Origin of the sequence: Bacteroides sp. ET336 (assembly GCF_024733815.1) — a bacterium.
Taxonomy (GTDB): domain Bacteria; phylum Bacteroidota; class Bacteroidia; order Bacteroidales; family Bacteroidaceae; genus Phocaeicola; species Phocaeicola cellulolyticus.
In genome coordinates, this window is the sequence record NZ_JANRHK010000012.1 from 76,412 (window position 1) to 91,477 (window position 15,066).

Below are 15,066 nucleotides of genomic sequence, written 5' to 3' on the forward strand. Positions count from 1 at the left end.
TATGAAAACCTTTAAATTTTTAATGCCTTTCATGCTGGCAGTTTTGGCTCTCGCCAGCTGTAATACTGACGATTTGAGAAACGACATTGATGAATTGAAGAATCGTGTCGAGAGTCTTGAAGCCCAAGTCGCTTCTATTAATGAAAACATGAATGCGCTAAGGGTTCTTATTGATGGAAATAAAACAATTTCTTCATATACATATGATGAAACTACGGGTACATATAAATTGACATTGAGTGATGGAAGTGAAATAACTCTTACTCAAGGTAAAACAGGTTCGGTAAATTATCCGTCTATAGGTATAGATGAAAACGGAAATTGGACTGTAAATGGAGAATCTTTAGGTCAGCCGGCTGTAGGTCAGAACGGAGCTACTCCGGAATTCAGAATTGAAGAAGGTACAAATTACTGGCAGGTAAAGTTTGGTGCAGGTGAATGGCAGTATGTTGTTAATTCAAACGGTGATAAGGTTCAGGCTACTACAGAGACAATAAACAACGGTGATCAGTTCTTTAAAAGCGTAGAGGTAAAAGACGGTTATCTGGTAGTGGTTTTGAATGATGAGAATTCTCAAACATTGAAAATGCCTATTGTTGACGGACTGACATGCGAAATTATAACAGAAGGTGTATCAGGCTTTGACGGCAATGTTCTTTTTGTTGCTGCAGGAGCTACTGTTAAACTTAATGTAAACATAAGCGGAGACAATTCTATAGTAACTGCACCTAATGGATGGATTGCCACTTTAAGCGAACCGGTTGATGGTAAAGCTGAACTGTCACTGACAGCTCCGGTTTCTGCTTCTGCTTCAACATTTACAAGAGCGACCGCTGACAATACCAAGGATGTTGTCGTTCAGGCAAATAAAGGAATCAATTGGGCTGTAGATAAGATTCAGGTTGAGATAGGCGATGGTGAACAAGGTGATGATGGTGATGCAGATGAGGTTACAAGTTATTATGAGAAGTATAATAATGGCGAGACATTTGAGATTGCAGGAGTACAGATTAATAATCAACTTTATCCGGATGCCATATATGTTGAAGGAAATGTTGATCTTACTAGTGATAATACTATCTATTTTGTAAAGCCTGGTCAGGATATTAAGCTTAATTATGTTTCTACAAGTTCTAATTTGGGTAATACTATCATTATTGGTGATAATTCATCGCAGAAGTCTTCTTTCGTAATAAATGGTCAGTATATAAAGCTAAAAGAAGTAGATGCTGAGAATAAATCTTTATTCTTATGTTATAACGTTGAAATTACGGCTAATCAGGCTAATTATTCAATGATAAACTATGGACATATGAAGAAAGTTATTTTTGATAAGTGTGTTTTTAAATTGAATCCCACTCAGCCATTTTATTCGAATGGTTCTTCAAAGCCTGAGCAAATAGATAGGTACATAGATGAATTTGTTATATCTAATTCTGTGTTGGATTTTGCTGGATGTACCAAGAGCTTTTTTGTTGCTGATGGTCTTGCTTATCCACAATTTGGAATTATACTTAAAAATAACATCTTTTATAGTAGTGGTGAAGATTATATAACGAGATTGTTTTCGTTAAAACTTTCAACAGCTAGCTTTACGATGGAAAATAATACGTTCTATAAGGTGACATCTGCTACTAATGCATACTTTTTTTCTGCTAAATTGTCAAGCGTTATAGCTAAAAATAATATTTTCTATTCAGAAAAATTTACGGCAAATAATTTGATACTTAAAGCTAGTACAAGTGATTCTAAATTTGATTTTACTGGAGTTGCTTGTCAAGTGGAAAATAATGTTGGCGTTAAAGGTGAATTTGCATCAGGAAGCGAGACTAAAACAAGTATCTGGCAAGTATTTTATGGTGGAAGCAAACCTGATGGATGTACAGAAATTACTAATCTGAAAGTTGGAGAGTCGCCTTTCGATGTAGTTGATGTGCAATCTTTGACTTTCAAGCCTAAGGCTGAGTATTCCGGTTATGGAGCAACAATAAAATAAGAGATTGAACCATGAAGAAATTATTTATTTACATATTAAGTCTATTTTCTGTCGTCGCATTTTATTCTTGCGACGACAGAGAAGACCTCCGCAATGATATCAACGACCTGATATCACGTTTGGATAAATTGCAGCCGGAACTGGATAAACTGAATGCTTACGTAGCCAATTATCAGGATCTGTTGAATGGACAAATCCTAATTTTGGGTTACAGTGTGAATGAAGAAACCGGTGATTACGTTCTTGACCTGAGCAATGGAGAAAGAATGACAGTATATAGTGGTAAACCATCAGAACCGCTTCCTATAGTATCAATAGGTGAAGACGGATTCTGGTATTATACCATGAATGGTGAAGAAACCCAACCACTGGTTGATAGTGAAGGTAAGCAAGTAAGCTCTAAGCCTGAAAACGGAATGACTCCTGAGTTCAGAATCAATTCGGAAGGAATGTGGGAATATCGATTCGGTGATGGTGAATGGACTGGTGGTATTGGTATGGCAGATCCTTCTCTTGTAGATTTTAGCTATTCTTTGTTTGATGAGGTTGTCGTAAACGGTTCAGAAACACTTACATTGAAGTGGAAGAATAACGGAGAGACAATGGAATGTAATATTCCTTTGTATGGAGGATTGTCGTTGACTATTGAGCGTAATATTCTCGAGACTGATCCGGAAGAGTTCCATCTGAATGAAACAAGAATATTTGATATTGAGCAGGTAGGAGTAGAAAACATTGCCATTGAAACTATCGGTTGGAAAATAAAGATAGATGATGATTTGCTTACCATACAGGCTCCTTCGACTAATAACAGAAACGAGGCATATACTGAGAACATAATTATAAAGATATTCTCAAAAGAAGGATATTGCAGACTGGTTACTTTGCCTGTCAAACTCCTTACCACAGAAATGTACAATGGAGCGGCCAAGGCATGGAATGATTTCGTAAATCAATCTGCTGATAACGTGCTCCTTGATTTTTCATACGCAGGATATATGCATGGTGAAGTAGCACCACCGGATATTAATATTGATTTTAATAATCCTCAGACCGATAATAATGGTAATAAGTATTATACTGCCAATATATCAGGAGGTGCGCAAAAGAGCGCTACTTATAAAGTTTATAATGTGGTGGACTATGGGGCAAACGGAGATGATGAACTCTCGGACAGAGCGGCTTTGATAAAAATATTGAAAGATGTAATGGGAGCTGAAGAAGGATTGGCAGATGAAAATAAGACTTTGAGGTATTCTATCAAAGGTAATAATGCCAATGCTATAATATATTTTCCGGAAGGTAAATATATTTTACGAGGTGGTGATGAAAATGAGACTGTAACAACCCTGCGTCTCACTATGGGAAATATAATATTCAAAGGAGCAGGCCGAGACAAGACAATTATTGAAATGGCTGTAGCAAATGGTCCGACTAATCCAGATCAAATGTGGTCATCGCCCAATATGCTAGAGTTCAAGCATAACAGTGGACTGACTGACCTGTGTAACGTGACAGGAAATGCAGAAAAAGGAACATTTTCGGTAGAAGTAAGTTCAACAAGTGGCATTAACGTTGGAGACTGGGTTTGTCTTTCATTGAAAAACAACTCAACAGAACTTATAGCAGAGGAACTCGCTCCTCACAGCTTAGATCCGGCATGGACTGAACTGGTTAATAACGGAGTTCAGGTCGTTGATTATCATCAGGTAAAGTCGATATCTTCAAATACCTTGACTTTTCATGAGCCTATAATGCGAAAGGTAGATTCCAAATGGGGATGGAAAATACAGAAATATCCTCATTATGAGAATGTAGGGGTAGAAGACCTAAAATTTCTAGGCCATTCAAAGGAGGATTTCAAACATCATGGAAGTGCATATGATGATGGAGGTTTCAAGCCGGTACAGATGATTAGGCTTACTAATTCGTGGATGAGAAGAGTTGATTTTGAGAGTGTTAGTGAGGCTCATTCGTTTGTTAACAGTGCAAATTCTTCAGCTTACGATATTGAAATTTCGGGTAATAGAGGGCATTCCGCTATTCGTTCACAAGCTTCTTCGCGTATATTTATAGGAAAGGTTTACGACCACAGTAATGGAAGAATAGCTACTGATAGTGGTGGACAGAATCTTGGTGACTATATGGAAAGTGCAGGTCAGTATCACGGATGCGGTGTGTCCAAGCAAAGCATGGGAGCCGTTATCTGGAACGTGAAATGGGGTGATGATTCTTGCTTTGAATCGCATGCCACACAGCCGCGCGCTACTTTGATTGATATGTGCGAGGGTGGTTTTGTGGCATGGAGAGAAGGTGGAGATATTAACCAGCTTCCGAACCATCTGAATGACCTGACGATATGGAACATGAAGGCTACCAGAGTGGTTTGTGAAACAACTTGGAACGGTAAATGGCTCTGGTGGGATGACAATAACATATGGTGGAAGAACATGCCGCCAATCATTGTTGGTTGGAATGGTACTCAGGTCCCATTTGATACGTCCGAAGGCCAGATTAAGTATTACGAAAGCTTGAACGCTCCTGTATCTCCATTATCTTTGTATGAAGCACAGCTGTATAAAAGATTAGGGTATGTTCCGACATGGCTCAATGCATTGAAATAATTAAACTAATAATCTATAGTCATGAAACTTAAAAGAAATATCATTTTTACTATCTTGTTGGGAGCCGGAATGACTGCTGCCTATTTGCCGGCTATGGCAATGGTGGATATGGAAAACGTGCAGTCCGCACAGCAGTCTATAGACGAGGTGAAGCTTAGAGAACTTCAGGACTTTAGAAAGAAGTATAAGCTATCAGAACCGAAAGCTTCTAACAATGAGTTGAAATCTGCACAGATGGCTCTCAAGATGCTTATGCTGCAGCGTACGGGAGACTATACTGTAACAGGAGCCGATCTTTGGGGTGATAAGGTGACAAATCAGCATCTTAGAGACGTAGCCAAGAATGTCCGTATATTGTCGTATGGAGCATTGACATTGGGAAAATCAGGTAAGGCTGACTTAGACTTATATCTTGATTTTCTGTTCACTCATAATTTTTTCATGAGGATGCCAAAACTGGTATATAGTAATTACAGCGATGTGAGAAAAATACCGACGGACCTGATGAGTGCACTTCCAGTTCTGGATGATGTACGTAAGGCAAAAGTAATAGCAGCCGTACAGAAACTGCTTGAAGTGGATATTATACGTAAGGGGGATAAGGCAATCCTTAACTGGATAAGTTCCGACTATATTTTCAATGTTGTACCATACGTATTTAATCTGGCTATTGCCAATCCGGACGATCAGCAGGCGATACAGGACTTGCAGTTATTGTCGGGCTTTTTGAGGGTGTGTACAAGATATAATGTCGGTAACAAGGATATATTGAAGCCTGATGGTACAGGATTCCATCATAATGCACATTATAATGGATATATGTACTCGTATAGAACTTGGGTGGAATATTTCTATCGTTTCAAAGGTACATCGTTAAAGATAGACAGAAAATCATACGAAAGATTGAAGTTTGCAATTGAAACCATTTATATGACTGCTGTCCGCGCGGATGGAGATAAAGACCGTATTTATGCTTGCAGTATGGCAGGACGTCATCCTTTCTACAGCATTGAAGTGCCCTTTACGCAAAAACTTTTTGAACAGTTGATTGAAATAGGTGCTGATGTTTATGGAACTGAAATAGATGAGGAACTCGCTGCATATTATAACTATTTCTTTAAGTCAGATAAGTATAAGCTCCCGGCAAAAGATGCCAATGGCTTTTATCAGTATAACTATAGTGCTGCCGGTGTGTACAGACAACCGGGATGGGTGGCTGTGATGAGATGTCCAACACAGATGCTGTGGACCGGCGAGGTATATAACAAGACTAACCGTTTCGGAAGATATCAGGGACACGGTACGTTGGAGGTATTGTACGAGGGGGGACTTGAAGCTACAGGATATCCTTCAAAAAATGAAAATAAGGGAGCAGGATGGGACTGGAATATGATGCCTGGAAGTACTACTGTGCATTATACCGATTGGGCAGAGATGATGCCTTATAAGAACGATAAGGATAGATTCGACCAAAAGGCGAAGACTACTAACTTTGCAGGTGCGGTATCGATGAAAGAGTATGGTTTGTATGCGGCTGCCTTCGATCAGGGTGATCATTGGGGAAGCCAAAGGTTTGTACCTACTAATCTTACTTTCTGTAAGTCTGTTCTTGCTATTGACGGAATGTTGTTCAGTGTAGGTAATGGTATCTCTGCAAAGGGAGATTATTCGGATGATATGATAACGGCAACTAATCTTTTCCAGACTATAGTAACTAAGAAATATAACAAACTCATGGTGAATGGTAAGTCTTTGTCGAACGGAAGCAATAAGACTATACCTTCCGGTGAACCGCTGACCCTCATCAATCCTGTATCTACAGGTTTCTTTGTTCCTGCCGGACATGATGAAGTTAAGGTTGTATATGATAAGCAGGAGACACCCTCTTCGCAAGGACTTGCTGCAAAGCCGGCTACTGAGGTCGCTGCAAAGGCTTATATTAACCATGGAGTAAAACCTGAAAAGAAATCTTATTCTTTCGTTGTAGTGCCTGCGGCAGATGAGGATAAGATGAAGGAAGTGGCAGATAAGCAAACAAAAGGCGAATTGTTCAGTATTGTTGAAATGCAGGATTCACTGCATATAATTAAATATGCTCCGAAGAATGTACTGGCTTATTCGTTCTTTACTCCTGCCAAGGGGTTGAATGCCGGTGAGGTTATTTCATCTGCTACTGAACTTTTGTTGATAGAGGAGAAACAATCAGACGGTAGTCTGGTACTTGCTATCTCAAATCCTAATTTACGCCCGAAGATGCTTAATAAGAAAGATTGGAGAGAAATGCCTACTCCTGCTTTCATCGAGCTGAAAGGAACCTGGGAGGCTGAAGGTAACGTACAAGGTGTTTTCTTGAAAACTATGGAAAATGGTAATACAGAACTTTCATGCTTGTTGCGTAATGGCTTGCCTGTGCATGTGAAATTGAAAAAAATGTAGCAATAAAACGATATTGAATATCGAATAAATAAGTGCTTTTAAAAACGCCTTGACATTTAAAAAACGTCAAGGTGTTTTTTTATGTATCAAACTTCATTTTTCGTCTTTCCCTTTTCTATAAGTTAGTGGACTTATATTATAGATATCCTTAAAACATTTTGAAAAATACCTTGGTGAACTGAAACCTATTTTTTCTGCAATCTCTGTTATGTTTAGCTCAGGATTATTCCGTAGAAGATAGGCTCCTTTCTTTAGACGTATACTAATTATAAAGTCATTCGGTGTCTGTCCTGAAATAGCTTTTATTTTAGCAAATAAGTTAGTTCTGGCCATGCCCATTTCTCTGGCAAATGTGTTCATGTTAAAATCTGTATTGCTAATGTTTGCTTCAATAATAGATATTGCTTTGTCAAGTATCTCTTTATCTATTTTATTGTTGGCAAGCATTTGTACTGTCGTTTCCGGCTTATGGCTGAATTTTTCCTGAAGAAGAATACGTGAGTTGACAAGATTGTTACACCTTGATATCAGCAACTGGGTATTGAACGGCTTTGTGATATAGTCGTCGGCTCCAGTCCTAAGACCTTCTATGTATTGGTCTATCGCATTCTGTGCGGTTAATAGGACTACAGGTATATGACTTGTGGCAGGATTGGACTTGATTCTCTTGCATAGCTCTTTTCCATCCATTCCCGGCATCATTACGTCGGTTATTACAATGTCCGGCATAGTAACTTCTATTTCAGATATCGCGCTTTCTGCTGTAGCAAATGAACGGATGTAATAGAACGGAGACAGAATTTCTTTCAGCATGGCACGTATTTGTTCATTGTCCTCGACGATGAACATTTGTGGCTTGCTTTGTAGTTTTGATGAAATTTCAGCTATCTCTGTTGTGCTTTCCGATTGATCTGACTGAATAATAGGGGTAGGAGAGTTAAATACAGGAGGAGAGTAATCAGTAGGTTGTGAGAAAATGATTTCACTTTTTGAAAAATGAGCTTTACCTAGTGGAAGGCTAATACTGAAAGTTGAGCCTTCTCCTTCCTTACTGTTTACTTTAATATTTCCATGGTGCATGTCTATAATAGTCTTCACAAAGGCCAGACCTATACCAGAACCTGTTGTTCCAGGTATTGAGCTGTTAGAATCTTCTACCTGATAAAAGATATCAAATATCTTGTCAATATCTTTAGCAGGTATTCCTTTACCGTTGTCTGATATTGATATTATAGCGTTTTTATTGTCTTTCTTTACTTCTATAGATATCTTGCCTCCATTGCCGGTACTTTTAATTGCGTTGAAAAGGAGGTTGTTTATAACTTTCTGAAAATGTTTGGGGTCGAACCATAGATCCAGACTTTCATAATCTGTATTGAACTCAATGGTTATATTGTTCTTGGAAGCATAATCGCTGAACAGAATATAATTTTCTCTAACGAAATGTATGATGTCGTTATGGCATACCTGTAGTTTTAGATGTCCCATCTCATGCTTCCTGTAGTCGAGCAGTTCGGTGATTAGTTCACGCAGTTGCATGCAGTTGTGGTATGCTATTGAAAGTTTGTTGTATGTTTGATTGGTAAATCTGTTGTTTTGTATAAGAGTTTCTATTTGTGATATTATAAGTGTAAGCGGTGTGCGGAATTCATGCGATATGTTAGTGAAGAGTTTAAGTTGTGCCTGATTTTCTTTTTTTATGTTTTCGGCATGCTTTTGTTCTAATTTCAATGATTCGGACAGGCGTAAACGAGTTATATAAATACTGATGATATACCATAATAACAATGCAGCCGATAGTGTGTAGATTATATATGCTATCGGTGTTTTATAGAATGGAGTCTTGATTTTTATATCAATTCTTATAGGTTTACATATGGATGTATCTTCGTTCTGAGCTTTTATTACCAGTGTATATGAGCCAGGGTTCAGGTTAGTATATGTTATTTCATTGGAATTTCTGACTTCGTTCCATTGTTCGGAAAATCCTTCAAGTTTGTATATTATTTTATCTTTGTTTTCCGGTATATGATTGGTTACGGCAAAATCAATGCTGAATATATTTTCCTTGTGCGACAATGTAATTTGTCTGGTATAATTCAGTGATTCTTTAAGAATACCGGTTTTATCTCCTACATTTATGTAGTTACCGTTAACAACTAGGCCGGTGAGTATAATGCTGTATGGCTTATGCTTAAGAAACAGGTCTTTCTCATAAAACGATACCATATTTCGTATTCCTCCTAAGAATACTTCACCATCTGAGGCTATATATAATGCGTTTTCATTGACAGCATCAATAGGAAAACCATTTTGGGAATTATAATTGTAGAATATCTTTTTTTCTTTGTCGAAGATTGAGAAACCATCAGTCGTGATAAGCAATAAGTTTCCGGTTACCGGCGATTCACAGGCCTGGTATATGCAATCATTTGCCAGATTGTTGTTTTGTTTGTCGAAATTCCTGAAGCTGTCAGTTTCGGGTATATACAAGTCAAGACCACAACCGGATGTACATATCCATATATTGTTCTTGCTGTCTGTTATTATGTTATTTATATTATTGCTGCTGATGCTTCCCTCCCGTGTTGTATCATTACGGTAATTCTTTACATTGGATGATGACATGTTATAGACATATACTCCTTCTCCTGTCGCCGCAATCCACAGATTATTGTTTTTATCCAGTGTAATATCGGCTACCATTCCTAAGGATTTCCCGTTAGGAAGATTGCGCAGTATATGCCTGCATTTGCCACTTTCCTTTTCCATAATACATATTCCGTTTTGAGTGGCTATGATCAGACTGTCTGAGGTGTAAGGCTCAATGTCTCTTATGATATTTGACGGGAGAGAGGTTTCGTTACCACTGTGATGCATATATAGGGTTATACGTCCGGTCTTGATGTCGTATTTGTTCAGCCCTCCGGTGTGAGTCCCTATCCAAAGTGTGTTTTGGTCTTCATCGTAATATAATGATTTGACATTATTGTGTGAAAGTGAATTTGATGGACCTGATATTCCTTTCGGCCATTTTATGGTTCTGCTAGTTCTGTCAAGAAGATTTACTCCACCACCTTCGGTTGCAATCCAGATTTTACCGTCTTTGTTTTCTGTCATTCTTCCTATTACCGGACTACTTAATCCTTTTCCTTCTTCTTTTGAGTAGTAGTATCTTCTGTAGATTGAGTATTCGGGATTAACATAGTTGACTCCTCCAAAATATGTTCCAATCCAAAGGGTACCTTGGGCGTCTTTTTCTATACACCATACGGATGAATCTGTTAGGTCATGGTCTGTCTCGCCAGAAGAATAGTGGATAAATTCACTGTTTGTCCTGTCGTATTTGTCTATGCCGTTGGAAGTCCCAATCCAGATATTCCCTTGGTTATCCTGACATATTGCTCTAACAAAGTCAGATGATATTGACCTCTTGATATCGCTGGTTTTATAGTTGTTTATTTCCCCATCCTTTTTTATGGTATAAAGCCCGTTCTCCCAGCTCCCAATCCATAAAGTCTTTTCTTGGTCAATATACATTTTGGTGATATTGCCGTGTTCTATTACGTGTTTTGTTGTAGAATTTTGCGTGTCGTATTTGAATACGCCATATGATGGTGTTCCAATCCACATGTTTCCTTCGTCGTCAACGATGAGGGAGTTTATAGTTTTAATCGAATTGTCTGGAAGTGTATAAAATGTTTCGAATGAACCATTGTCGTTATAGGTTAATATTGAATTACCTATTGTTATATAAAGTTTGTCTCTATAATAAATACAGCCTATTTTGTCTTCTTTTAATATTTTGAATCTTTGTGTCATGATATTCAGTTCACTGACACAGTCGGGGCTCAATATATAAACCTTTCCATCTTTGTTTCCCGTTACTTGTAATATAATATTTGAAGGCAGGCTGTTTGGATCGGACTTTTCTTTATTAATTGTGTGTATTTTTTGACCATCGTATATGTTTAGACCTACTCTTGTTCCAATCCAAAGGATTCCGAATTCATCTACATAAATACTGTTTACGGAAAGTTGTGATAACCCTTCTTTTGTAGTGAGATGATTGAATGCTACAGATTGAGATGATGCTGTAACTGAATAGAACAATGACAGCAGAATAATGTATATATATGGAAGGCTTAAATAATTCATAGGCACTATGTTATATGGCAAATGTAACGATTTTTTTTGTTAGTCGGCATATAACTTTTTATATTCTTTTCTTGTATGGCTATATTATTTGTCATATATTTGTCCTGATATTAATTCTATAAATTATAAATTATCATGGAAAACGAAAATAAAAATAATCAGCTACAGATAGAACTGAAAGAAGATGTAGCAAAAGGTACTTATGCCAATCTGGCTATTATAACACATTCAACTTCAGAATTCATAATAGATTTTGTTTCTGTATTGCCTGGTTTGCCAAAAGCAGGAGTACAATCAAGAATAGTCATGACTCCTGAAAATGCCAAAAGACTCATGTATGCCCTTCAGGATAATATGATTAAATATGAACGCAACTTTGGTACGGTGAAAATGCCGGAAGAGCGTAATGCAAATAATGAAAATGGAGGAAAAACTTTTGTTCCGCCATTGAGTGATTTTAAAGGTGAAGCTTAAAAAAGAATAAAAAATGTTTAATTAGGTCCGATTTGCCGTTATTTATGCAAATCGGGCCTTTTTTATTATTAAAAGTGTTTGTGTATTAAAAACTTATTCGTACCTTTGCAACCCGAAATATGTAGTTTCGCTTTAGGATTGGAATTTGAATAAACAATAATATAAATTTAAAAATCAAACAAAATGCCTACTATTCAACAATTAGTAAGAAAAGGAAGAACGGTTTTGGTTGAGAAAAGTAAATCACCAGCGCTTGATTCATGTCCTCAGAGACGTGGTGTTTGCGTTCGTGTTTATACTACAACTCCGAAAAAACCTAACTCAGCAATGCGTAAAGTTGCTCGTGTGCGTCTGACAAACTCTAAGGAAGTTAACTCTTATATCCCAGGAGAAGGACACAACTTGCAGGAACACTCAATCGTATTGGTACGTGGTGGTCGTGTGAAAGACCTTCCAGGTGTACGTTATCACATCGTTCGCGGTACATTGGATACTGCAGGTGTAGCAGGCCGTACACAGAGACGTTCTAAATATGGTGCAAAACGTCCAAAACCAGGACAAGCTCCAGCAGCTAAAGGTAAAAAATAATATTAGCTGAGTACAATCCTTTTAAGTAAAGACTTTATTAATTTCGTTTTGGTTTGTTGGAAAAGCTTTAAGGTTGAGTAAATATCTCGGAGGAGATGTTGAAGCGAACAGAGGTGCAGCCCCAAACTAAACATAAATTGTCAAACAAAATGAGAAAAGCAAAACCAAAAAAACGTGTGATCCTTCCGGATCCAGTATTTAATGATCAGAAGGTTTCTAAATTCGTTAACCATCTGATGTATGATGGAAAGAAGAATACTTCTTATGAAATCTTTTATGGTGCTCTTAATGTAGTTGGCACTAAATTGCCTGCAGATGAAACTTCTGCTCTAGATGTATGGAAAAAGGCTCTTGATAATGTGACTCCACAGCTTGAAGTTAAATCACGCCGTATCGGTGGTGCAACTTTCCAGGTTCCTACTGAAATTCGTCCTGAACGTAAGGAGTCAATCTCAATGAAGAACTTGATATTGTTTGCTCGTAAACGTGGTGGAAAGTGTATGGCTGATAAATTGGCTGCTGAAATCCTTGATGCTTACAACGAGCAGGGTGGTGCATTCAAGCGTAAAGAAGATATGCATCGTATGGCTGAAGCTAACCGTGCATTTGCGCATTTCAGATTTTAATCAAGTAATAATTTAATAACTAGTAATTAAAATGGCTAAACAAGATTTGCACTTGACCCGTAATATCGGTATCATGGCTCACATCGATGCCGGTAAAACAACAACTTCTGAACGTATATTGTTCTACACAGGTCTGACACACAAAATCGGTGAGGTTCATGACGGTGCTGCAACAATGGACTGGATGGAGCAGGAACAGGAACGTGGTATTACAATTACTTCTGCAGCTACTACAACTCGTTGGAAATATGCAGGTAATACATACAAGATAAACCTTATTGACACTCCGGGACACGTTGACTTCACTGCTGAGGTTGAACGTTCATTGCGTGTTCTTGACGGTGCTGTTGCAGCTTATTGTGCTGTAGGTGGTGTTGAGCCACAGTCAGAAACAGTATGGCGTCAGGCTGATAAGTACAATGTACCACGTATCGGTTATGTTAACAAAATGGACCGTTCTGGTGCTGACTTCTTCGAAGTAGTTCGTCAGATGAAGGATGTATTGGGTGCTAATCCATGTCCGGTGGTTATTCCTATTGGTGCTGAAGAAAACTTTAAAGGTGTAGTTGATCTTATCAAGATGAAAGCTATCTTGTGGCACGATGAAACAATGGGCGCTGACTATGATATAGAAGAAATCCCAGCTAACCTTGTTGATGAAGCTCAGGAATGGAGAGACAAGATGCTTGAAAAAGTAGCAGAGTTCGACGAAGCGCTTATGGAGAAGTATTTTGATGATCCTTCTACTATCACAGAAGAAGAAATCTTACGTGCTCTCCGTGCCGGAACATTGAAAATGGATATCGTTCCTATGTTCTGCGGTTCTTCATTCAAGAATAAAGGTGTACAGACTCTTCTTGACTATGTTTGCGCTTTCTTGCCTTCTCCTCTAGATACTCCAAACATTGTTGGTACAAACCCAACTACTGGTGCTGAAGAAGATCGTAAACCAGATGAAGATGAAAAGACTTCTGCTTTGGCGTTTAAGATTGCAACTGACCCATACGTTGGTCGTTTGACTTTCTTCCGCGTTTACTCAGGTAAGATTGAAGCCGGTTCATATATCTTTAACTCTCGTTCAGGCAAGAAAGAACGTGTATCTCGTCTGTTCCAGATGCACTCAAACAAGCAGAATCCAGTTGAAGTAATCAGCGCTGGTGATATAGGTGCAGGTGTTGGTTTCAAAGATATCCGTACAGGTGATACTTTGTGCGACGAAACTGCTCCAATCGTTCTTGAGTCTATGGACTTCCCTGAACCAGTTATCGGTATCGCAGTAGAACCTAAGACTCAGAAAGACCTTGACAAACTTTCTAACGGTTTGGCTAAACTTGCTGAAGAAGACCCAACATTTACTGTAAGAACTGACGAACAGACAGGTCAGACAGTTATCTCTGGTATGGGTGAGCTTCACTTGGATATCATTATCGACCGTTTGAAACGTGAATTTAAGGTTGAATGTAACCAGGGTCGTCCTCAGGTTAACTACAAGGAAGCTATTACTAAGACTGTAGAGCTTCGTGAAGTTTACAAGAAACAGTCTGGTGGTCGTGGTAAGTTTGCTGATATCATCGTAACTATCGGCCCAGTTGACGAAGATTACAAAGAAGGTGGACTTCAGTTCATCGATGAGGTTAAAGGTGGTAACGTGCCTAAGGAATTTATCCCTTCAGTACAGAAAGGTTTCCAGACTGCAATGAAGAATGGTGTGTTGGCTGGCTTCCCTCTTGATTCTTTGAAAGTAGTGTTGAAAGATGGTTCTTTCCACCCGGTTGACTCAGACCAGTTGTCTTTCGAAATCTGTGCAATCCAGGCATATAAGAATGCATGTGCTAAGGCAGGTCCAGTTTTGATGGAGCCTATCATGAAGCTTGAAGTTGTAACTCCTGAAGAAAACATGGGTGATGTTATCGGTGACTTGAACAAACGTCGTGGTCAGGTTGAAGGTATGGAATCAAGCCGTTCAGGAGCACGTATTGTAAAAGCTATGGTACCACTGGCTGAAATGTTCGGTTATGTTACTGCTTTGCGTACAATCACTTCAGGTCGTGCTACATCATCAATGTCATACGATCACCATGCACAGGTATCAAGCTCAATCGCTAAGACTGTTCTTGAAGAAGTTAAAGGTCGCGTTGATCTAGTTTAATAAATAATATCTTGA

8 protein-coding genes are annotated in these 15,066 nt (G+C 38.4%); 7 read left to right on the top strand and 1 reads right to left on the bottom strand.

The window, feature by feature from the left end:
• Position 1 precedes the first annotated feature (1 nt).
• Genes NW213_RS11425 through NW213_RS11435 form a run of 3 tightly spaced genes read left to right on the top strand, consistent with a single transcriptional unit; the run spans position 2 to position 7,056 of the window.
• Positions 2 to 1,996, top strand: coding sequence for a DUF4988 domain-containing protein (locus NW213_RS11425; protein WP_258322863.1), 1,995 nt, complete (start codon positions 2 to 4; stop codon positions 1,994 to 1,996).
• Positions 1,997 to 2,007: 11 nt separating this feature from the next.
• The gene (locus tag NW213_RS11430) at positions 2,008 to 4,620 is read left to right on the top strand and encodes a DUF4955 domain-containing protein (RefSeq protein WP_258322864.1); all 2,613 of its coding nucleotides are present in this window, start codon (positions 2,008 to 2,010) and stop codon (positions 4,618 to 4,620) included.
• 21 nt (positions 4,621 to 4,641) lie between these two features.
• Positions 4,642 to 7,056, top strand: coding sequence for a polysaccharide lyase family 8 super-sandwich domain-containing protein (locus tag NW213_RS11435; protein ID WP_258322865.1), 2,415 nt, complete (start codon positions 4,642 to 4,644; stop codon positions 7,054 to 7,056).
• A gap of 93 nt (positions 7,057 to 7,149) precedes the next feature.
• Here NW213_RS11435 and NW213_RS11440 read toward each other — a convergent pair whose 3' ends face one another.
• The gene (locus NW213_RS11440) at positions 7,150 to 11,214 is read right to left on the bottom strand and encodes a hybrid sensor histidine kinase/response regulator transcription factor (protein ID WP_258322866.1); all 4,065 of its coding nucleotides are present in this window, start codon (positions 11,212 to 11,214) and stop codon (positions 7,150 to 7,152) included.
• Between the two features lie 135 nt (positions 11,215 to 11,349).
• Between NW213_RS11440 and NW213_RS11445 the strand changes: the two genes are divergently transcribed.
• From NW213_RS11445 to fusA, 4 genes are all read left to right on the top strand, one after another.
• Complete coding sequence (locus tag NW213_RS11445; protein WP_154043501.1) at positions 11,350 to 11,688, top strand: DUF3467 domain-containing protein; 339 nt, start codon at positions 11,350 to 11,352, stop codon at positions 11,686 to 11,688.
• Between the two features lie 183 nt (positions 11,689 to 11,871).
• Positions 11,872 to 12,276, top strand: coding sequence for a 30S ribosomal protein S12 (gene rpsL / locus NW213_RS11450; RefSeq protein WP_154043500.1), 405 nt, complete (start codon positions 11,872 to 11,874; stop codon positions 12,274 to 12,276).
• Between the two features lie 149 nt (positions 12,277 to 12,425).
• Positions 12,426 to 12,902, top strand: a complete 477-nt coding sequence (gene rpsG, locus NW213_RS11455; RefSeq protein ID WP_154043499.1) for a 30S ribosomal protein S7 — start codon at positions 12,426 to 12,428, stop codon at positions 12,900 to 12,902.
• A gap of 31 nt (positions 12,903 to 12,933) precedes the next feature.
• The gene (gene fusA / locus NW213_RS11460) at positions 12,934 to 15,051 is read left to right on the top strand and encodes an elongation factor G (RefSeq protein ID WP_154043498.1); all 2,118 of its coding nucleotides are present in this window, start codon (positions 12,934 to 12,936) and stop codon (positions 15,049 to 15,051) included.
• Positions 15,052 to 15,066 lie beyond the last annotated feature (15 nt).